Genomic DNA, 18653 nt, shown 5'->3' on the forward strand with positions numbered 1-18653 from the left:
GGTTAAATACAAACCGACTACATCCAATGGATTTGTTAATGAGAATGGCTTGTTCCTTTGTTGGATACAAACGAAATTGAAACGCTTTGTGCATGAGTTCACCTCCCTTGTACTTAATTATATACGGGGATGGTTAGACTTACGAGAGGGGAAAAACGCCCCTCCCTCGTCTAACGCGCCGATTCATCCCCCACTTGTAGAAGTTGGGAGTATTCTCGGCGCAATTAAGATAAATGATTTTAAACAAAGAAAAAAGTGTAGGATGAAACGTCTACACTTTTCCTGCCGGGAGGTGTTTATCCATCGAGATGTGTTCAATTCCTGCATCCATGTAAGTGCTGCCAAATTGTTGGTATCCTAGCTTGGTGTAGAAAGGAGCAGCACTTAATTGTGCGGATAATTTGAGACGGTGCGCTTCTTTTTGCATCGCATAATCTTCTACAGCATGCATGAGAGCAATACCTACACGCGCGCCACGGTATGAAGAGAGAACCGCTACACGCTCTACTTTTCCAAGATCCTTCTCCTCAGTTAGCCAGCGAAGTCGTAGAGTACCGACTGGGCGATCTTGAATACGAGCGATAAAATGAATGGCTACTTCCTCATACTCGTCAATCTCTAAGGAAAGGGGGACACCTTGTTCCTCAACAAAAACCTTTTTCCGAATTGTGAATGCTTGATCGAGGGATGCTTGATCCGTAATCAAGGATACCTGGATGGCCACGCAGGAGATCCTCCTTTCATAAAAAAGGGGCCCTCAGCCCCGTAATAAAAATGTTTGATAGATGGTCCATGAACCGTTTTCTAATTGGTATAGGAGGTGAAAACGATCCACACGAATCGTTAATTTTACATTCACCATGCGTAGACGTCCATAAATATCATGGATTTCATCTGCAGGGAGTTTTTGTCCGATGGTGATATGAGGAATGAACTGATAGGAACGTTCGTGAAACAGTTCCCCAGAATTCACCTGTTCATGGAGAGTTAAGATCGATTCGTTTTCTTGAACAGCAAGATACAACACATTTGTAGTCGGATGAAAAGTGCTCACTTTATGCAATAGAGTCTCAAAAGGGGCAGTTTCCCGTGAGACGAGTTCCAAGTGTTGTGTGGCGTCCTGTAGCCGACTTTCATCGAATTCGAAGGGCTCTTTTAGAGTGATGTGAGGCGGGATTAAAGCGTAGTGAGGATCATACCGTTTACGGTAAGAATTCGCGATATCTTGAATTTTTTTCTCTGGAAATATAGCAATGCCGTATTTCATAGGTTCTCCCTCCTTGGGATGTCAATGAATGGAGAATTAATCCAAATCGACGACTCGGGTTATCTTTCTATTATACCTACTTACGAACCAGTGTGAAAGCGTTACCCTTTTATTTGTCTCGTGAACGGTAGAGTAGGGAAGGGTTTCCGGTAGATCTTCGTATGGAAAGGAAGGGAAGTATGATAAAATTGCGGTAGACTCTGTGGGGAGTCTGGAGGAGGAGAAGCCATGAAAAGACAGGTGCATAGCGACGAAGTCAAGGCAGCGGCGTTAGAGCGACTCAGTGAACGAGGGGTTACCATTGAAGGCATCGCAGAAATTGTATACCGAATGCAAGCTCCCTACAGTAAAGATTTAATGATGAATAGTTGTGTAGAGAGTGTTGAATCGGTATTGGGAAAAAGAGAAATTCAACATGCCATTTTAGTAGGCGTTGAATTGGATATGCTAGCCGAACAGGGGAAACTATCTGAGCCCCTGCAATCGATTATTGAATCCGATGAAGGCCTCTTTGGTTGTGATGAAACATTAGCACTCGGATCGGTGTTTGGTTATGGGAGCATTGCAGTAACCACCTTTGGTTACTTAGATAAAAATAAAATGGGTATCATTAAACAACTTGACACCAAACAAGAGGGGCCGGTTCATACCTTCTTGGATGATTTGGTTGCAAGTATTGCTGCCTCGGCTTCGAGTCGTCTCGCACACAGACTTCGGGATGAAGAGGAAGCAAGGGAAGAAAAGAATGGATCGAATTTACCCAATCAACATGCTGGTTAAAAAGAAGAGCCCGTGCCAATAAGGCACGGGCTCTTCAATTAAAAAAAGCCGGACCGATGGACCGGCTGAAAAGGAGGGAACATCTGACCCATGGAGGTCAGATGGTAAAGCAACAACGGATCCAGTTGTTAAAATAGTTTATGTGATTTTAATAGATTCGCAACGGCGGATCGGTGAAATGGACCCTTGGCTAAAGGGATGAAATTGCTTGAAAAAGTAAAGGATAAAGCACTACCGGCACTCAAGGGGGAGTTCCATTGGCCGACTGGATTTATTGGGCGAAGTTATATCGAACACGCTTTCAGGCGCGGTGTTTAGCGACGCGTATGAAAGAAGATTGGTGGGTCTATGGATATGAGAGCCCAGAAGAAGTCGAAGTGTTTCAATCACCTCGTGGACGCTATGGGGTTCGATATATTTGGAATCAAAATAAGAAAAAGATTTAATAAAACCCTTGCATTGATCCTCGAAATCCTGTATAGTAGATCTTGTCGCTGACGCGAGATCTTACTACCGCGGGGTGGAGCAGTTGGTAGCTCGTCGGGCTCATAACCCGAAGGTCACAGGTTCGAGTCCTGTCCCCGCAACCAATATGGAGCTGTGGTGAAGTTGGAGTTCACGCCGGCCTGTCACGCCGGAGGTCGCGGGTTCGAGCCCCGTCAGCTCCGCCATTATTTAAAAGGGCCTATAGCTCAGTCGGTAGAGCAGTCGGCTCATAACCGATCGGTCACAGGTTCGAGTCCTGTTGGGCCCACCATTTATACATATGGGCGGTTAGCTCAGGGGGAGAGCGCTACCTTGACACGGTAGAGGTCGCTGGTTCGATCCCAGTACCACCCACCAAATCATGTAGGGAAAACCACTTTTCGAGATAGTTCGAAGAGTGGTTTTTTGTGTTGGTTAAGGTTTGACGAAAAAATGGTTTACCCTCACATATTTTTGTAGAGCTCAATGATTTTTCGCGAGAGCTTCCCATTGAAAAGGAGTATACTGCTTAGAATAATTTTTATTATCGTGTATATTGACAAAATTTACAAAACGTGTTTAATATATGATTAAGAATTTAAAACAAATGCGTTTAGTAATGGATATTATAATACTTTCGAAACAAAGCGCATTTCTTAAAGAAAAAAGAGGTGGGACTATCCGGATTACAGCGCAATTTTACATCGATCATGAAGTAAACATCCCCTACGATCTAAACTACCCTCTTAGTAGTTATATCTACCAATGTATTGGGCTCGCCAATGCTGAGCTTGGAGATTGGTTACATAATGAGGGATTAGCTTATCGAGGAAAATCGTATAAGCCTCTAGTATTTTCTCGGTTGCATTTTGAACGACGAAGAAACAAATCGACCCATATGGAAGTGAAAGGATTGTGTGGGTTAACCATTGATTCCATTCAGCCTGAAATCATTCAACACTTGATTCAGGGAATGTGGAAGAAGGGGTACTTACAACTACTTGATGTTAAAATTCCTCTGATGGATGTCAAAATGAAAGCAGCCCATTCATTTGTTGAAACCATGTCATATAAGTTACTTTCCCCTGTTGTAGTACCTGTTCAAATCGATAAGGGCCTTCATTTTTGCCATCCTCTTGAAAGTCAATTTTACGATAGCCTACGTCAATCCATTTCTAACTGGTACAACCTTAAGTGGCAGGAAGAGTTGCCAAGGGAAGTTTCCATTCAGATCAGCTTACTCCAGCCTGAATTTTTCCAATTGAAGAAAGCAGCTGTACTAACTCAATACAAGGAAAAGAAGGTAAAAGGATACTTAGCTTCGATTCAAGTACAAGCTCCACCTAAGGTGCAACAAGTGATTTATGAGTCGGGATTAGGTAGTTACAACTCCCAGGGGTTTGGTTGTGTAGAAGTGATACAGGAGGAGAAAAAATGAAGGTCGTCGTGCCTAAGACGGGTGATCCATGGTCAGACATTGGGATTGTGGCATTTTTTCAGAACCTGGAGATCATTCAAAATGAGGATGAGGAACTATTTGAATCGCTTCGCCTTACGCCAGGCTTTTTGGAATTTGAAGTAGAAGAAGATTATCTAGAGGACTTAAAAGCATATTTGATAGAAAGCATAAAAGCCAAAATAAATCATCTTCTGTTACCTCCCATAGAGTTGAAGTTATTGGCTCAACAAGAATGGAATAAAGAGAAAGAGTCTGGATTTATTGATGAACGCTACAAAACCCCACTGTCTAATGAGGAAATTACGTTTTTATAAAGTAAAACCAATGATCATGATGAAGAAGTGCAAAAGATGAGCTGGATCGTTTTAAAATATATAACTACTACATTTAGCAGTATTCCTACATGATATCGGGAAAGCAAATCCTGGTTGGCAACCGTACTTAATGAGCGAACAAAGCTTCGCCGCCTAGCGTACTGGTAACAGGTACGCCGCCCATGCGGGTACATTTCTAACTGCATGGGATGGGGTGATGGCACACCTCTGAACTTGGGAATTGCACGAAGCAGTAATGAATGGAGTGCGCTACCTACCCGAGAATCCCATCGGCTTCAGCTGTAGGAGTGTCAAGACGAATTAATACAATATACTATATTAGGGATTTTTTTAATATCTTGTAAAAGTCACCTAATATAATAAGTCGGATAGGTGTGATGATAAAAGGAGAGTAAAGTAAGTGATAGCTGTTTTATACTAATATCATTGGTTTGAACGGTGTTAATTTTAGCTACTTAGGGGAGATAAAGACATGACGGATAAGGTTATAGGTGTAGGCTTTATTGCAATTTCAGCGTTTTTATATGCTACACATTACATTACTGCTGCTATATACGCTTCCAATTTGAAGAGTTGGGATCAGGATATATTTACGAATTTTTTGATCTATACCAGCGGGAATTTTAATTATCTTATTTTTAGTTCAGCTATCATAGGTGTAGTGTATTTAATAAAAGGAGAGTTTTTTCGAAAATAGAGGGCTATATAAAATGAGTACACCCCTATGGGTTAATGATAGGGGCTCTGATTTGGGCCGTTATACATTCCTGCTGATGAGGCATTGACACAATAAAAACCTACTAGATAGTAGGTTTTTATTGTTTAATTATAATTTTTTATATTTTTTAGTAAAATAAACTCCGACTGGCTTTCTATCAGTTCCATTCCCTTCATAAGTATCGCTGCCAAAACATGAATCATCATATACTTTAAAATCTCGTTTTTTGTAATTGGGATATGCAGTGAGTATAACTTTATAACCTTTTTTACCTTTTACTGAGTATGAATCTGTAACAGTATATGTTCTGGAAACATTAAATCCCACACCTTGTGTGACAACCTCCGCAGAAACAGAAGTAGTTGACGAATAACCCGCTTGAACTGCATCTGACACAGTTAATGTTAAAGTACCTGTTCCTTCCGCTGCGTCACGCCGTATTATTGTATTAACGTCCAGAATATTTTTTCCTTTTTTTAATATACAATCCAGTACACCAATTAGCCTGATAGTTTTCACTTGACTCCGAACTATAGGTTCATCATCTTGAATGGGGTAATCAATTCAGCTAACTCTTCATCTTCAGCTTCAGCAACATCAATTCCCGATTCAGCTTGGAATTTTTTCAAATCTGATTCATCTAAAATACTATAATAATTTTTCCTATTAAATATTATAAAAATCCAATAGTATATATTATTCAAATATTTAATTAGAATTATTTACCATAAATTATTTGTTGAAATGGTATTTTCTATTGTTTTTATTCCATTGCTTAGGCGGTCTACCGGAGTCCTTTGTCTCACATGGGCACACTGGACGGTAAAAGGGGATAGAAGGATAAAAAGATTATTTAGATCATCCGCAACATTTACGGTTTTTCTTATTGGATTTTCCGTCTGGTTGATTCTGTCCACGGTACCGGACTGAGGAGGGACGACGAGGGAGGATAAGGAGTGGACAGCGCTCCGTTTCTCACCCTCTGCCTTACCCTTCAATCAGTGCCCTTTCTGATGGAATTGAAAGACTTTAGAAAGGGGACAAGCCCAATGAGACATATAGTTCTAATTGCATCCATAGTGGAATTGAAAGCGTCGCAGCTCACAAGGTTACTTGTTTTAAATCAGATCTATATGATATAGTTTTAACTGTATTCATATTGTAATTGGAAGTAAAACCAATGAATAGTAAACTTTATACCTTTTTTAATGGTAATAATAGTTTAAATAAAAAAATACCGATATTTTCTTCATTTCTTCGTTTTCAGTTCCAAATAACGACTACTCAACACGCCTGAGATCAATTTTCTTCATGAATAAGAAAAAGGTTTGCTTCATTCCCACTGTGTCAAAGGCTTCTTCTCTACAATACGATGTTTGAAAGCGATGTCATATCAAATAAAAATATAGATAATGATGATTTTCTTTGTCAAATATGACTCAGGTAACAAAAGGAGGAATAGAAGTTGAAGAAAGTTAACGTTCTTTTTATTGGTGCAGGTCGAATGGCCGAAGCGATTATTTCCGGGTTGCTGAAGCGACAACGGGAGAAGATTAATCAGATTGTCGTGACGAATCGTTCCAATCGTGAACGGCTGGAGGAGATAGAAGGTCGTTATGGAGTAACGGTAGCACAGAGTTGGCAGGAGCATGTTCCCAAAGCGGATGTTATCTTATTGGCGATGCCACCTGATTATCATCCAGAGGTGTTAACGTCGCTAGCGCCTCACATTCAGGATCAGTTAGTTGCTACTGTCGCTGGAGGCATGGGTTTGCATCGTTTGGAAAAACGGTTGCCGTCGGGTACAGCCGTCGCATGGTTAATGCCAAATACGGCGGCTCATATTGGTGAGTCAATCTCCCCTTATACATTGAATGCGCATGTTACAGCGGAACAAAAAGTGATGGTGGAAATGATGGTAGAAGGGATCGGTAAGGGTGTGGCGTGTAGTGAGCAAGAAGTACACGATCTCACAGCGATTACGGGGAGTGCTCCTGCTTTTATCTATCGAATCGCGGAGTTGTTGGAAGAATCGGCACGGGATGTTGGTATGCCAGCTGAGCAGGCCCATCAGTTGGTTGCCCAAATGATCTATGGTGCGGGAAAGATGCTGATAGAAGGGGAGGATCCCGCTTATTTACGAGACCAAGTGGCCTCGCCAGGCGGTTCGACGGCGGCTGGACTTGGGGTTTTAGAGAAGAGAGGGTTGCGTGACATCATGCGTGAAGCGGTTCAGGCAACCAACGAACGGGCGCGTGAATTGACAGCCGATCAGGAGACGTAAAATCTTCTAGGGGCCCTACTAACTTCTAAATGGGTGTGACGCTGGAACATTCATTAGTATAAAGGTGTAGATTCTCTGCAAAGCGTATCCTGTGAACAGAACCGTGTACGTCAACGCAAGATCTTATTTTGATGTTTTGACTTGGGAAGTAGATGATTATACCGGATCTCTTTGACTACAATACCCCTCCTTTTGAAAAAAGGACAAAGGGATGAAGATAGCGGGTTCAAAACTACTCTGAAATATTAGGGTAGTTTTTTTGATGGATGCTGGATCGATATTCACTGAGTGAACCCTTGCCGTGCTCTTTTGTGACAACATCCATATTCTATGAGGGAATGCATTGATATCGTGTAGGGAGGTGCCCGTGTGAGTGTAAGGGACTGCAGGAGTGAATCGAAGGATGTAAGTTGCCAACCACAGGTGGTGTTTTGTGAATCGCCTCGCGATAACAAGGGTCGAGTGTTATTGAAACAAGGAGAGTTTATCAGGGTGCAATGTTTTGTTACAAGTTGTGTAATTGTAGAAACAATTGTCTTTAATCATTCCCAATCTTTTTATCGAGGGTCATTACTTTTACAACCCGGGGAGTTTGTGAATTTTGCAAAGGAGTGATAAGAACCCTGTCACTTTAACGGTGTCCCAACTGAATTGCTCGGTACTTAAAAATGAAGGTGGGATTACGCAGTGAAAAACGTTGCCAAGACTCTTGATAATTGTGTCAATAAAGATGTGCGTAACAAAAGACAAGTGATTGTGTGTGGAAGACCCACACGAAAGGCAAGTATCATTAAGTTAGGGAAAGGTGAATTTCTTAGACTACAATGTTACGTAAAGCCAAATATCTTAACAGAAGCGGTGGTCTTTAATCAATCGTTACAAGAGTACAAGGGGATTATGTATCTCTTGCCTGGGGATAGTGTGGTTTTTCCGAAAGCAGGCGGAAACTAATTGAAAGGGCTGGCTTTACACCGATTAAATCAAGGGTAATCTTCGATGGATCCGAGAAATAAGCAACGGTGATTTCTATGAGAAATGACCACACATCAGATTACCTCCACCCCCCACAGTGAGATGGATGTCTAATTTTTAAATATGATTAAACAGTAGCCATGCAGACCCTTGAGTACTCAAGGGTCTGCATGGCTATGGGTAAAGGAAGTGTTTTTCGTGCATCACTTTAAACATCGGTCTCTTTTGTAAGGGGAGATCTCTATTTGATAGGGATCCAAATTTCAGAATAGTAATCGGGGCTAAAGGGATCCTTGTCAGAGTAGACTTCTAGCTCTGGAATCCCAGCATGCTGATAATCGCTAGCAGGGAACCATTCGGAAAAAATTTGTTTCCAAGTTTTCTGCATGGCTGTGGGCATGGGGCCAACGACTTCAAATACCACCCATTTCGATGCGGGGATGGAGATTTTCGCGAGATTATCGGGGGTTTCTCCCATATAATTGGTGGCGATCCAGTAGTCCATGGTCTGTCCTTTTTCGGGTTCGCAATTGACGCAAATTCCTAATATGCCCTCGATGTGTCCGTTGTTGAGCTGAAATAATCGGTTGTCTGTTCCATCCTCATGGACATCATTCCAAAACTCAGGTATTTCAGATAAATTCTCTTCATTGACCAAAGAAAAGGTTCGCTTCATGCCCACTGCATCAAAGGCTTCTTTCTCTACAATACGATGTTTCACAGGATCTGCCCCTTTCAGATGTACCTGAATGACCAGGCGATTGTACGATGTAAGCTTTCCGGTTCCTTTCCGGGCATCACGTGGTGTGATCCCATGGTGCCTACGGAAAGCCTTTGAAAATGCTTCGGGAGTGTCGTAACCATATTTGTAGGCAAGGTCAATGATTTTGCATGAAGTATGGGTAAGCTCTTTGGCTGCTAAGGTTAAGCGCCTGCGCCGGAGGTATTCCCCAATAGAAATATCAGTGAGAACGTTAAACGTTCGCTGAAAGTGATAGGGTGACACATTGGCTTGCGCTGCAATCCTTTCAATGGTGATGTCCTCCAGTAGATGATCTTCCATATAATCAATGGCTCTTTGTAATGATTCGATCCAACCCACATGGCTCACTCCCTTAATCAGATCATATCAATGCGGTATTATGTAATCCTGTTCGTTTATGCTCTGTGGTGACCATAACCTGTAGCAAGTTATACCCTTGACTGAATATTTGGCCCCATGTATAATGGTGAAAAATCTTTGGATCTTGTGGTTTTTATGGGCGGTTAGCTCAGAGGGAGAGCGCTACCTTGACACGGTAGAGGTCGCTGGTTCGATCCCAGTACCACCCACCACAGCGGAATCGCTTGTATCTGTAAAACGAGTGATCGCCACTTCCCCAATATGGGGGAGTGGTTTTTTATGTTGACGACGCTTGCGATTTAAGATTTTTTGGGAGTAAAGGGACTAGAATCTCTAAAGAAAGTCCTGTTCTTTAGCCAATTAGGATCACCTTGTATTCTCTATGAACGGTCAGGCCAATGGAACTTGGACAGTCCGTCACCATGACAGTCTTTAAAGAACGATACGCTACTGCATCCATTTTAATAGGGCCTATGAACGACCGACTCATCCAGAAGTGTTTTTTACAAGAATCTTTGGGTGGTCGATCTAGCACACCGATTAATCGACGGTCATAAGATAGAGGTAGGAAGGGTGATTACGATAGTAAAGGCGAGAATCAAACGAAGTGGACAGAAGCAAATCAAGGCATCGAATGCCATCGAAATAAAAAATCAGGGTGCATTTGCTTATCTGTATAGTACACAATCGCAGCAGCACCGAAGGAATACGGCTGTAGCCTTTGAACGAAAAGGTCCGAATAATAACATCGCTGTGATCAACCAAAATCGGACCATTGTTGTGAGGCGGCGGGGTACCTATCGGATTAATTGGGTGGTAACCCTTGAATCGACTGATGTTTCAGGGAATGAAACTGCACGCTATAATCTGACGCGAAATGGTACCGTTGTTCCAGGAAGTACCTATATTGAAAATGTTCAACTTACGATGCCAGAAAAATTACGTCCAAAACAACTGATGGGACTTCTCTTAGTGAACCTTCGAGCGGGGGATCGCCTTCAGATCGTTAGCCGTTCAACCCAAAATCTTATTCGTATAAGACCAGGGGATGTCACGGCTTCCATAGTGGTCAATCGTGTATAAAGAGCGGACCGACTGCTGATTGTAGACGGGTTTTAAAGCATCGATTTTGCAGAAACCAATAAGTAAGTTTAAGACCATACTTTGATCCTATCGAGTAGGGTCTTTTGTTTGAAAAAGTGATTGGGATTACGTGGCGGTGGTAGAGGAGTATTGCTTCTACATTATATAAAAAAACCGGCGGATGCCGGTAAGAGAAGAAGTTAAAGTTTGCGTGGATTAAAATACATCACGCGACCATTTAACATTTGTAGCTCAGCTTGGAACCGCCGTGCAAGAAACCTAGAGAATTCATTGGCTTTGGCGGTATCCCCGTGTGTCGCTCCCCGAGGGACGACGATTTGAATACAGTCTTCCGTGGATGAAGGTTTTTTGCCCACGCCGATCAGTAGATATTTGTAGAGACGCGTGTCTTTTCCCTTCAGTAAAAGGTAGGGGCTACCTTCATGGATGTGCTCCTCTACTGTGTAAGGAAAGGCGTTATTCGCATAGCTCCAATTCAGCTGTTCCCCGGTTAATTGTGTCATGTGAAGATAGTGGTCGAAGGCTTTTTTGACATCATCAAGGGTGAGTGTTTGTTGGATGGAGGTATCGACCATCTTGATATAAGCGGTTTTGCTCACTCCGTCAGTCACCTCAGTCTCAGGGAAATTCGCCATTAGGGTGGTAACAGCTTCCTGTCTATCTTAGCATGAGCACGCTATTTTGAAAATTGAAAGAAAAAGAAGGAGAGGGTCATTCATCGGAGTGATGAGGGTAGAAAATGCGGTTTCTGTAGAGGTATAGTAGCCGGTTGCTATTTGCTGAAGTAATTAATATTTGAAAAAAACCCAAATAAAAACAATAATTTAGTGGTTAATATTCCTGTGTTAGCGGACATTTGTTAACCGACTTCATTGAATAACGAAGATTATCGATAAAATATTATGACTTCACATTGTATTTCGTCATTGGATGTGGTATACTGGGGGACACTAGACAGGGCTTGGGGGATGGATCTGATGCGAAAAGCGGACCTTCTGGATGAGCTCCGTGCAGATATTGGTGTCGTGTCAGACAAGTTGGAACGTGAGGTGTATAGCCTGTACCGGTTTGTCATCCAGACGTTACATGAGAAAGTAGCAGGTTATCGGTATGTAGGGATTTATCTCACGTCTCCTGGAATTTTTCGCTGTTTTTCCCGTGCAGGGAATAGTTTGTTATCTCCTGTTGTACGATTTGGAGAGGGGCTTTTTAGTTTAGCAGCGGCCCGAGGCAATGTGGTACGTGAACAAGTAGATGGCGGTACAGAAGTGTATGTTCCTTTTTATAGGGGACATCATCTGGTGGGTATTTTTGTGGTCATTAGCGATAAGCCAGATAGCATTGACGATGAGGATATTGCGTTATTTTGTGAGTTGGCTTCCTTGTTTGAAACTAAGGTTGAAGGATGCAATTCTTAGTTCAAGAATTTGCAAAAATTCTCGCCGATCCTTCGGCGGTATAAATAATTCTGAATATTTTAAAATTAAAAGGAGGGAGCTGCATGAGTCTCTACGAGCGATTGTACGATGAGACAGAACGTGCTCAGGTACGATTTGTTGGGTTTGTTTCCGATGAGGGAAGGTATGATTTTGGTATCGTGTATACCCATATGTTCTTTGGAAAACCCCTTGTAGTTTGTTTGCAGACTGGGCGTTGCTCCCTTTTATCTCAGGAGGACATCGATCATCTTGAGGATATACAACGAATTTATCAGTTAAAGTCACGTGATGAAGCGCAGGCGGTATCTAACTTTCTCCACCATCATGTTCCTAACTTGGGGATGGAGGCGGAAGTCGAATCGTGTTAAAAGGAAAGAAGAGAATCCGCCAATGGGGTGGATTCTCTTTTGTGATCAATTAAAACAATGGTTGACACTAATGGTATGTCCTAATATAATCATTATGACATAATAATTAAAGCGTTTTCACGATGGCGTATGCACAAAGGAGGGGACGGTATGGAAGCGATCATTTGTAAGGATTGTGATGGGGTAATTACCTATCTCGATGGTGAAAAAGCCGGCACTCTGTATGGACATTGTGCGACTTGCCAAAAAGGAAATTGTTCACATACGAGCTAAAAGAAGATAAATATCCAGTTCGAGAAGATCAGATTGTGTGATAGATAAGGAATATATGGAAGTATTCCGTTGAGAAGAAGAGGAAGTCCATTGGACTTCCTCTTCGTTGTTTACCAATCTTTAATCACACGAACCATCTGGATATGGGGATCCTCGGGTCCTTGGACAGGGAGTCCTGCCTCTAGATGTTCAAGAATATAATCAATGTTCTCTTGCGTAATTTGTTCTCCAGGTAGGAGGACAGGAATTCCAGGTGGATAGATCATGATAAATTCAGCAATAATTCGGCCAGCCGATTCGGTAAAAGGGATAGAAACCGTTTCTGCATAGAAAGCATCTCGAGGAGAAACCGTGAGCAGTGGAATTTCAGGTATGCGGACTGGAGTCCCTTCGCGCTGCTCTTCAATATAAAAGGTATCCGAAAGTTCCTTTAAGGCATCCACAAGGATCTGAATGGTACCATCGTCGTCTCCAGGGGTTACCAGGCAGAGAATATTGTATAGATCGGAAAGTTCAACTTCGATGTTCCAATTTTTTCGTAGCCACTTTTCAGCCTCATAACCGGTCAGATTCATCCGTTCCAAATGGATGATCAACTTGGTTTCATCAAGGGCATAGGTCGCTTCTGCACCGAGCAATTCCCGTCCGACACAATGCAGACCAGGAATTTCATTAATACGACGACGGGCAGTATCCGCAAGGGTGAGTGCGTGTTGAGCAAGCTGATGTCCGTGAATAGCGAGATGCCGTCGTGCAGCATCGAGGGAGGCCATGAGTAAATACGAGGTAGACGTCGTCGTCAACATGCTGATGATGGATTGTACACGCTGGGGATTAATGCGTTCCGCTCGCACATTGAGTACAGAGCTTTGGGTCAATGATCCGCCTAATTTATGAACACTGGTTGCTGCCATATCTGCCCCCGCCTGCATAGCGGAAATAGGCAGGCCCTCATGAAAGTGAGTGAGTACGCCATGGGCTTCATCAACAAGAACGGGAATGCCGTAGTGATGAACACATTCGACGATTTCTTCTAAATGGGCAGCGACACCATAATACGTCGGATTAATTAGAAGGACTGCTTTTGCGTCGGGATGAAGAATTAAAGTTCGTTCCACATCTTTTCGCGTGACGCCATGAGCAATTCCCAGTTGTTCGTCCATCACGGGGTGAACGAAAATAGGATGCCCTCCTGCAAGAATAATGGCTGAAAGTACGGATTTATGAACGTTACGGGGAACAATGATTTTTTCCCCTGGATGTAGAACGGTCATGACCATGGTCATAATGGCACCACTCGTCCCTTGAACAGAGAAGAAAGTGTAATCGGCACCAAAGGCTTCTGCTGCCAGTTCCTGTGCTTCTTGAATCACCCCATGAGGATGATGAAGATCATCTAAAGGTTCAATATTGATAAGGTCAATGGAGAGGGGGGCTTCTCCAAAAAACTCCCGAAATTCAGGGTCCATGCCCTGTCCCTTTTTATGCCCGGGTATGTGGAATTGCACGGGATTTTTTGCTGCGTGTTCCCGTAGGCATGTGAAGAGGGGAGTCGCTGTCTGTCGTGTATTCACTCGCGAGCCTACCTTTCGTCGTTTCAAACTTCATAAGGGTGAGTATAGCAAACAACCGCACTCTAGGAAAGAAAGAACTTTGTGACAGGGAAAATCCACAAATAGCCTTTGTGGACGCTTTAAGTAACACATAAAAGTGATCCATGGTACGTTTACTTTTGTGGGTTGCTGACACAAAAAAAACCTTCACTAAAGTGAAGGGGACAAATTATTGTGCAGCGAGCACGGCGATCCGATAAAAGGAAGCAAGAGAAGCAAAGGTTTTCTTAATTTCTTCTATTAAGGTTTGTCCATCAGAGCGCGTAGCCTGGTTCCGATCCAGTTCAATGCCAATCATAAATTCTGCCTTTTTAACTTGGGCTAACCGTTCCAGGATCTCGTGAATGCCCTCGGATCCTAATTCAGCTAAGCTATAAGTTTGTGGCTGTGTATGGTCAGGGGAGATGCGATACGTCGAAGGCAGGGGTGAGAATAATTCTGCCATTTGTTCTTGTAGATCCTTGGAAAAACCGGGTTTGTTGGGATATTCGTATATGATAGCAAACATCGCAAAAAGGTTTTCTTTTCGCAAGCCCACTTGAAAATGAGGAGTCGCTTTATAGCCACGTTTTCCTGCGGACCATGCGACCCATGTCTCGTCAGGGGGATGCACACTCCGTCTTGCGTGTTTTGCAACGTGAACGTTCATTTCTTCGCCGAGTTGCTCGGATAAATAGGGAGCGATCTCTTCTCCTAAAGCAGTTAATTTAGGACGAATGGTTTCTTTCAATTCGTCCATACGTGGCTCTAAGCCAGGTATGGTAAAGGTATCAAAATCCTGTTTATTAAATCCTGAGAAGGTCATTCGATCAATACACCACCATCTGAACAGTTTCTTTTCTTATCATAACACAAAGGGAGAAGGTTCAAACGAAGCCTCTCTGGGGCAGGTGCCTAAGGTAGAATTTCATTGGGATGGGAATGTACCGTGACAACTTTAGCAATCCCTGCGTATCCTAAATAAAGTAAATATTCAATCAAAAGGAGTCCGAAAATATCAGTCGGAGAAAAGGTTTATTTAATGACTGAGGCGGACATCCTGTAGCAGAGCTCCTAAGTTGCCAAATGTTGGGCGTCCGTCGGTGAAGTTCCCATCAACCCGGGTGATGGGAACCGTCAAATTTATAAAAGAAAAATGCTACAGAAAAGGGGTGCAGCGCAGCCGTGGAAGATGTGATCAAAGCCTATCGGTGTCGGGAACCTGAGAAGCGAATCCCTGTTTTGCGACTCGAGTTAGATTACGAACTGGCCCTGCTGCATGAGGCGATGCTTGAAAAGAATCCCCATCGTGTAGACCAGTGCATAGCACGCCTCCGGGAACTTCGCCATGAATTATTGATGCTGGAAGCCCTCTAATAAATGGTGTAAAGGGATCATGTAAAGACAAAGGATATGGCGTTTGTTTGTCGAATAAAGAAGAGTGTGTCCCACTGCGGGGTACACTTTTTTGTTGGTCGGTAAGGGGAGTAAGGAAATGGGTTTTTCCGGAATTAATTTCATCGAATAATTTGATAAATTTGTAATTTTTATCAATAAAAGGAGGGTCTCTCCATGGATTGGAAAATAACGAAAGAGCCAGTGATTTCCCTCGCAGTTGATTGTTTGATGGTATTGCATACAAATGGGGGGGAGTCCATTCGCGGTTGTGCAGGCGATGTCGATCTTGCCCTGGAGCATCGACTTTCCCAGTTAATAAGTGAAGGGGAAATTACAGGACACTATCAGGAGACGGTTCTTATACATAACTGGGGGAAGATCCCTGCAAAACGATTGCTTGTGCTGGGGTTAGGAAAAGACGAGGCACTAACCCTTGACAAGATTCGGGATGGTATGGCGGTTGCTGTTCGGCGTGCACGTCAAGCAGGGGTAAAACAACTAGCTTTAGGGTGTTCCAAAGCATTTAGTCGACGTTGGAATGCTGCAGATTTTATCCAAGCAATTGTGGAGGGCGTAGAACTTGGGCTTTATTGCTACGATGGATATAAACATGAGGAGGAAAGTAAAAACGAGATCAAGTCGATCTGCCTTGCAATGGAAGGGATCAGTGATTCTGCCTTGGAGGCGGGTTTAGCTAGAGGGCGAGCGTTCGCTATCGGCGTTAATCGTGCACGAGATTTAGCCAACGAACCGGCAAATAAGCTGACACCTCAGATATTAGCGGAAAGAGCGATTACGATTGCAGAAAAGCAAGGGTTAGCGGTTGAGGTTTTGGATGAGGAGCGGCTCCAAGAGCTGAATATGGATGCGTTATTATCGGTGGCACGGGCAAGTGTGAATCCGGCAAGGATGATTGTCCTTAAATATCAGGGTGCACCAGAAACAAAGGAAACCCTTGGATTGATAGGAAAAGGGGTCACCTTCGATAGTGGCGGTATCCAAGTGAAACCGGATACGGGTATGGAAAAGCAAAAGGGAGATATGGCTGGTGCTGCAGCTGTTTTAGGCGCGATGGAGGCGATTGGAGAATTAAAACCTCATTGTAATGTACTCGCAGTGATCCCCACTTGTGAAAATATGATTAGCGGAAATAATTATCGACCCGGTGATGTGATTGGGTCCTTTAGTGGGAAGACCATTGAAATTCATCATACGGATGCAGAAGGACGATTAATTTTAGCAGATGGACTCGCCTATGCAAGGCGGTTGGGTGCGACTTCTTTGGTGGATGTAGCAACCTTAACCGGAGGAGTTATTATAGCCTTGGGTTATACAGTGACCGGGCTCATGACGAATAATAGTGATTGGGCGACACAAGTGAAGGAAGCTTCGCGAATTGCTGGAGAGAAAGTATGGGAACTTCCTCTGGAGGATGAGGTTGAGGAGTATCTTAAAAGTGACCTGGCCGATATCAAAAATGATGGCGGTCGACCTGCGCAAACGTGCCAGGGTGGTGTGTTTCTACGGCATTTTGTGGAGGATGTCCCTTGGGTTCATCTCGATATCGCAGGAACAGCTCAATGGCGAAGTGGTGAAGGAATTCATCGCAAAGGAGCGACAGGCGTCGCGGTTCGTACGATGGCTCAGTTGGCAATGCGCTTTTCCCAGGAGTAAAATAGAGAGCACTAGGGTTTAAAACGACAGCGACCACCCTTTTGGGTGGTCGCTGTCGTTTCCATGATCGATTACCATGTGAAGGAGCTTATGATGAAAATTATTCGTTATCGTTATCAGGGAAGCGAGCCAGTATGGGGAGTGTTAAGAGAAGAAAACGTGTATCACCTAACCGAAGGATTATTCGGGGATCGGATCCTTGCCGAAGAGCCCGTCCCTTTGGGTCAAGTGGAGCGATTGGCTCCTATTCGTCCTCGTAAATTGATCGCAGTGGGGCGCAATTATGCAGCGCATGCAGCAGAGAAGGGGAATGAAGTACCGAAGGAACCCATGATTTTCTTAGTTTCCCCAACCGCAGTCATCGGGTCCGATGAAGTCATTCGTTTACCGAATACGATGGATCGGATTGAATTTGAAGGGGAATTGGCAGTGGTGATCGGTAAAGAAGGAAAAGGCATAGCGCGGGAAAATGCGTTAGATCATGTCTTGGGGTATACTGCGGCCAATGATATATCCAATCGTGATTTACAAAAGAAAGATGGACAGTTTACTCGGGCAAAGTCCTTTGATACGTTTAAGCCCTTAGGGCCAGTGATCGAGACGGATTTGGATCCATCGGATCTTCGTCTCGTAGTGCGGATTAATGAAGAGATTCGCCAAGATGGTCGAACATCGGACATGGTTCATGCTATTCAAGATCAAATCGCTTTTATCTCCTCTATCTTTCCCCTCGAACAAGGGGATGTGATTTTAACGGGGACACCCGCTGGAGTCGGTCCGTTGCAACCAGGCGATCGTGTTGAAATAACGATTGAAGGTATCGGCACACTTAGAAATCGCGTAGAAGAGTAGCAGAAAAGGGATGTGTACGTTCTTGAAAACAGGGGAATGGAAAAATTTATACGCGCGATTATCTATGTGGAAGCTAATCGGGTCAATAGATGATTGGTGGGGGCGTACCGATCGCTACGAGAAGATTTGGGGAAGTATTCTGGTTCAAAACACCTCCTGGAACCATGCAGCACGCGCCTTGGATACCATGCGGGAACAGAAAATGATCCTTCCCAAAGATATTTTGCAATCGGATGAAAGGATGCTACAAGAATGTGTCCGAGTCGCAGGGTTTTATCTTAATTGCGCCGAGAATACTCCCACCTCAACGAAGTAGGTGGGAGTATTCTCGGCGCTACAGACTTGAGAGGGGTGTTTTTCCCCCCTCGCAAGTCTGTCCATCCCCGTATATAATTAAGTGCAAGGGGGTGAACTTTTGCACAAAGCGTTTCAATTTCGGTTATATCCAACCAAGAAACAAACGATTCTTATTAACAAATCCATTGGATGTAGTCGTTTCACGTTTAACCACTTTCTAGCGAAATGGAACGAAACCTACGATCAAACGGGC

24 protein-coding genes and 5 tRNA genes are annotated in these 18653 nt (G+C 43.5%); 21 read left to right on the forward strand and 8 right to left on the reverse strand.

Features of this window, described 5'->3' with window-relative positions:
• The 3 genes from CHX35_RS16795 to CHX35_RS16805 all read right to left on the reverse strand — a co-directional run.
• Positions 1 to 94, reverse strand: a 94-nt coding sequence (locus CHX35_RS16795; protein ID WP_140413582.1) for a helix-turn-helix domain-containing protein, incomplete at its 3' end; no start/stop codon positions are given.
• Positions 95 to 271: 177 nt separating this feature from the next.
• A complete protein-coding gene (locus CHX35_RS16800; RefSeq protein ID WP_091839838.1) occupies positions 272 to 724 on the reverse strand; it encodes a GNAT family N-acetyltransferase in 453 nt (150 codons plus the stop codon).
• A 33-nt stretch (positions 725 to 757) separates the two neighbouring features.
• Positions 758 to 1267 carry a 2'-5' RNA ligase family protein gene (locus CHX35_RS16805; RefSeq protein ID WP_091839840.1) on the reverse strand — a complete coding sequence of 170 codons (510 nt, stop codon included), beginning with the start codon at positions 1265 to 1267 and terminating at the stop codon, positions 758 to 760.
• Between the two features lie 228 nt (positions 1268 to 1495).
• Between CHX35_RS16805 and CHX35_RS16810 the strand changes: the two genes are divergently transcribed.
• From CHX35_RS16810 to CHX35_RS16850, 9 genes are all read left to right on the forward strand, one after another.
• Positions 1496 to 2047 carry a phosphatidylglycerophosphatase A family protein gene (locus tag CHX35_RS16810; RefSeq protein ID WP_091839843.1) on the forward strand — a complete coding sequence of 184 codons (552 nt, stop codon included), beginning with the start codon at positions 1496 to 1498 and terminating at the stop codon, positions 2045 to 2047.
• A gap of 257 nt (positions 2048 to 2304) precedes the next feature.
• Positions 2305 to 2493 (forward strand): hypothetical protein, encoded by a 189-nt coding sequence (locus CHX35_RS16815; protein WP_091839846.1) that lies wholly within the window; start codon positions 2305 to 2307, stop codon positions 2491 to 2493.
• A 68-nt stretch (positions 2494 to 2561) separates the two neighbouring features.
• A tRNA-Met gene (locus tag CHX35_RS16820) sits at positions 2562 to 2637 on the forward strand.
• A 4-nt stretch (positions 2638 to 2641) separates the two neighbouring features.
• Positions 2642 to 2718, forward strand: a tRNA-Asp gene (locus tag CHX35_RS16825).
• Positions 2719 to 2728: 10 nt separating this feature from the next.
• Positions 2729 to 2804, forward strand: a tRNA-Ile gene (locus CHX35_RS16830).
• 11 nt (positions 2805 to 2815) lie between these two features.
• Positions 2816 to 2890 (forward strand) — tRNA-Val (locus CHX35_RS16835).
• Positions 2891 to 3098: 208 nt separating this feature from the next.
• Positions 3099 to 3950: a CRISPR-associated endoribonuclease Cas6 gene (gene cas6, locus CHX35_RS16840; RefSeq protein ID WP_091839848.1), complete on the forward strand. Its 852-nt coding sequence runs from the start codon at positions 3099 to 3101 to the stop codon at positions 3948 to 3950.
• Positions 3947 to 4285, forward strand: coding sequence for a hypothetical protein (locus CHX35_RS16845; RefSeq protein WP_091839851.1), 339 nt, complete (start codon positions 3947 to 3949; stop codon positions 4283 to 4285). The genes cas6 and CHX35_RS16845 overlap by 4 nt, the downstream gene beginning before the upstream one ends.
• Before the next feature lie 493 nt (positions 4286 to 4778).
• Positions 4779 to 5003 (forward strand): hypothetical protein, encoded by a 225-nt coding sequence (locus tag CHX35_RS16850; RefSeq protein WP_091839854.1) that lies wholly within the window; start codon positions 4779 to 4781, stop codon positions 5001 to 5003.
• 129 nt (positions 5004 to 5132) lie between these two features.
• On the opposite strand, the gene CHX35_RS16855 is transcribed toward CHX35_RS16850, so the two are convergent.
• Positions 5133 to 5543 (reverse strand): hypothetical protein, encoded by a 411-nt coding sequence (locus CHX35_RS16855; RefSeq protein ID WP_091839857.1) that lies wholly within the window; start codon positions 5541 to 5543, stop codon positions 5133 to 5135.
• 946 nt (positions 5544 to 6489) lie between these two features.
• Between CHX35_RS16855 and proC the strand changes: the two genes are divergently transcribed.
• Both proC and CHX35_RS16875 read left to right on the forward strand, forming a co-directional pair.
• Positions 6490 to 7308 carry a pyrroline-5-carboxylate reductase gene (proC, locus tag CHX35_RS16865; RefSeq protein ID WP_281252105.1) on the forward strand — a complete coding sequence of 273 codons (819 nt, stop codon included), beginning with the start codon at positions 6490 to 6492 and terminating at the stop codon, positions 7306 to 7308.
• A gap of 687 nt (positions 7309 to 7995) precedes the next feature.
• The gene (locus CHX35_RS16875) at positions 7996 to 8259 is read left to right on the forward strand and encodes a hypothetical protein (protein WP_091839865.1); all 264 of its coding nucleotides are present in this window, start codon (positions 7996 to 7998) and stop codon (positions 8257 to 8259) included.
• Between the two features lie 262 nt (positions 8260 to 8521).
• On the opposite strand, the gene CHX35_RS16880 is transcribed toward CHX35_RS16875, so the two are convergent.
• Positions 8522 to 9382, reverse strand: coding sequence for an AraC family transcriptional regulator (locus CHX35_RS16880; RefSeq protein ID WP_091839868.1), 861 nt, complete (start codon positions 9380 to 9382; stop codon positions 8522 to 8524).
• 158 nt (positions 9383 to 9540) lie between these two features.
• On the opposite strand from CHX35_RS16880, the gene CHX35_RS16885 reads away from it, so the two are divergent.
• Both CHX35_RS16885 and CHX35_RS16890 read left to right on the forward strand, forming a co-directional pair.
• Positions 9541 to 9615 (forward strand) — tRNA-Val (locus CHX35_RS16885).
• Between the two features lie 361 nt (positions 9616 to 9976).
• Positions 9977 to 10486: a hypothetical protein gene (locus CHX35_RS16890; protein ID WP_091839871.1), complete on the forward strand. Its 510-nt coding sequence runs from the start codon at positions 9977 to 9979 to the stop codon at positions 10484 to 10486.
• A gap of 200 nt (positions 10487 to 10686) precedes the next feature.
• Here the strand turns inward: CHX35_RS16890 and CHX35_RS16895 are convergent, their stop codons facing one another.
• A complete protein-coding gene (locus CHX35_RS16895) occupies positions 10687 to 11106 on the reverse strand; it encodes a DUF1885 family protein (RefSeq protein ID WP_245838901.1) in 420 nt (139 codons plus the stop codon).
• A 378-nt stretch (positions 11107 to 11484) separates the two neighbouring features.
• On the opposite strand from CHX35_RS16895, the gene CHX35_RS16900 reads away from it, so the two are divergent.
• The 3 genes from CHX35_RS16900 (at position 11485) to CHX35_RS17350 (ending at position 12587) form a co-directional block, all read left to right on the forward strand.
• Positions 11485 to 11925, forward strand: a complete 441-nt coding sequence (locus tag CHX35_RS16900; RefSeq protein ID WP_091839878.1) for a hypothetical protein — start codon at positions 11485 to 11487, stop codon at positions 11923 to 11925.
• A gap of 83 nt (positions 11926 to 12008) precedes the next feature.
• The gene (locus CHX35_RS16905) at positions 12009 to 12314 is read left to right on the forward strand and encodes a DUF3055 domain-containing protein (protein WP_091839881.1); all 306 of its coding nucleotides are present in this window, start codon (positions 12009 to 12011) and stop codon (positions 12312 to 12314) included.
• A 150-nt stretch (positions 12315 to 12464) separates the two neighbouring features.
• The gene (locus CHX35_RS17350; protein ID WP_140413655.1) at positions 12465 to 12587 is read left to right on the forward strand and encodes a GapA-binding peptide SR1P; all 123 of its coding nucleotides are present in this window, start codon (positions 12465 to 12467) and stop codon (positions 12585 to 12587) included.
• Positions 12588 to 12697: 110 nt separating this feature from the next.
• Here CHX35_RS17350 and CHX35_RS16910 read toward each other — a convergent pair whose 3' ends face one another.
• Positions 12698 to 14161: an aminotransferase class I/II-fold pyridoxal phosphate-dependent enzyme gene (locus tag CHX35_RS16910; RefSeq protein WP_091839883.1), complete on the reverse strand. Its 1464-nt coding sequence runs from the start codon at positions 14159 to 14161 to the stop codon at positions 12698 to 12700.
• 208 nt (positions 14162 to 14369) lie between these two features.
• Positions 14370 to 15005 carry a YktB family protein gene (locus CHX35_RS16915; RefSeq protein WP_091839885.1) on the reverse strand — a complete coding sequence of 212 codons (636 nt, stop codon included), beginning with the start codon at positions 15003 to 15005 and terminating at the stop codon, positions 14370 to 14372.
• Positions 15006 to 15364: 359 nt separating this feature from the next.
• Between CHX35_RS16915 and CHX35_RS16920 the strand changes: the two genes are divergently transcribed.
• The 5 genes from CHX35_RS16920 to CHX35_RS16940 all read left to right on the forward strand — a co-directional run.
• Positions 15365 to 15556 (forward strand): hypothetical protein, encoded by a 192-nt coding sequence (locus tag CHX35_RS16920; protein WP_091839887.1) that lies wholly within the window; start codon positions 15365 to 15367, stop codon positions 15554 to 15556.
• A gap of 195 nt (positions 15557 to 15751) precedes the next feature.
• The gene (locus CHX35_RS16925; RefSeq protein ID WP_091839889.1) at positions 15752 to 17251 is read left to right on the forward strand and encodes a leucyl aminopeptidase; all 1500 of its coding nucleotides are present in this window, start codon (positions 15752 to 15754) and stop codon (positions 17249 to 17251) included.
• A 93-nt stretch (positions 17252 to 17344) separates the two neighbouring features.
• Positions 17345 to 18103, forward strand: a complete 759-nt coding sequence (locus CHX35_RS16930) for a fumarylacetoacetate hydrolase family protein (RefSeq protein ID WP_091839902.1) — start codon at positions 17345 to 17347, stop codon at positions 18101 to 18103.
• A 22-nt stretch (positions 18104 to 18125) separates the two neighbouring features.
• Positions 18126 to 18419 (forward strand): hypothetical protein, encoded by a 294-nt coding sequence (locus tag CHX35_RS16935; protein WP_091839898.1) that lies wholly within the window; start codon positions 18126 to 18128, stop codon positions 18417 to 18419.
• Between the two features lie 99 nt (positions 18420 to 18518).
• The coding region (locus CHX35_RS16940) for a helix-turn-helix domain-containing protein (protein WP_176392163.1) at positions 18519 to 18653 on the forward strand (135 nt) is incomplete at its 3' end.

The sequence above is a fragment of the Marininema halotolerans genome (assembly GCF_900116235.1).
Taxonomy (GTDB): domain Bacteria; phylum Bacillota; class Bacilli; order Thermoactinomycetales; family DSM-45169; genus Marininema; species Marininema halotolerans.

What these genes read in the sequence shown, in the direction of transcription:
- CHX35_RS16805 (WP_091839840.1), bottom strand. Translation starts at nt 1,267, where the DNA reads ATGAAATACGGCATTGCTATATTTCCAGAGAAAAAAATTCAAGATATC.
- CHX35_RS16810 (WP_091839843.1), top strand. Translation starts at nt 1,496, where the DNA reads ATGAAAAGACAGGTGCATAGCGACGAAGTCAAGGCAGCGGCGTTAGAG.
- cas6 (WP_091839848.1), top strand. Translation starts at nt 3,099, where the DNA reads ATGATTAAGAATTTAAAACAAATGCGTTTAGTAATGGATATTATAATA.
- CHX35_RS16845 (WP_091839851.1), top strand. Translation starts at nt 3,947, where the DNA reads ATGAAGGTCGTCGTGCCTAAGACGGGTGATCCATGGTCAGACATTGGG.
- CHX35_RS16850 (WP_091839854.1), top strand. Translation starts at nt 4,779, where the DNA reads ATGACGGATAAGGTTATAGGTGTAGGCTTTATTGCAATTTCAGCGTTT.
- CHX35_RS16900 (WP_091839878.1), top strand. Translation starts at nt 11,485, where the DNA reads ATGCGAAAAGCGGACCTTCTGGATGAGCTCCGTGCAGATATTGGTGTC.
- CHX35_RS16905 (WP_091839881.1), top strand. Translation starts at nt 12,009, where the DNA reads ATGAGTCTCTACGAGCGATTGTACGATGAGACAGAACGTGCTCAGGTA.
- CHX35_RS17350 (WP_140413655.1), top strand. Translation starts at nt 12,465, where the DNA reads ATGGAAGCGATCATTTGTAAGGATTGTGATGGGGTAATTACCTATCTC.
- CHX35_RS16915 (WP_091839885.1), bottom strand. Translation starts at nt 15,005, where the DNA reads ATGACCTTCTCAGGATTTAATAAACAGGATTTTGATACCTTTACCATA.
- CHX35_RS16925 (WP_091839889.1), top strand. Translation starts at nt 15,752, where the DNA reads ATGGATTGGAAAATAACGAAAGAGCCAGTGATTTCCCTCGCAGTTGAT.
- CHX35_RS16930 (WP_091839902.1), top strand. Translation starts at nt 17,345, where the DNA reads ATGAAAATTATTCGTTATCGTTATCAGGGAAGCGAGCCAGTATGGGGA.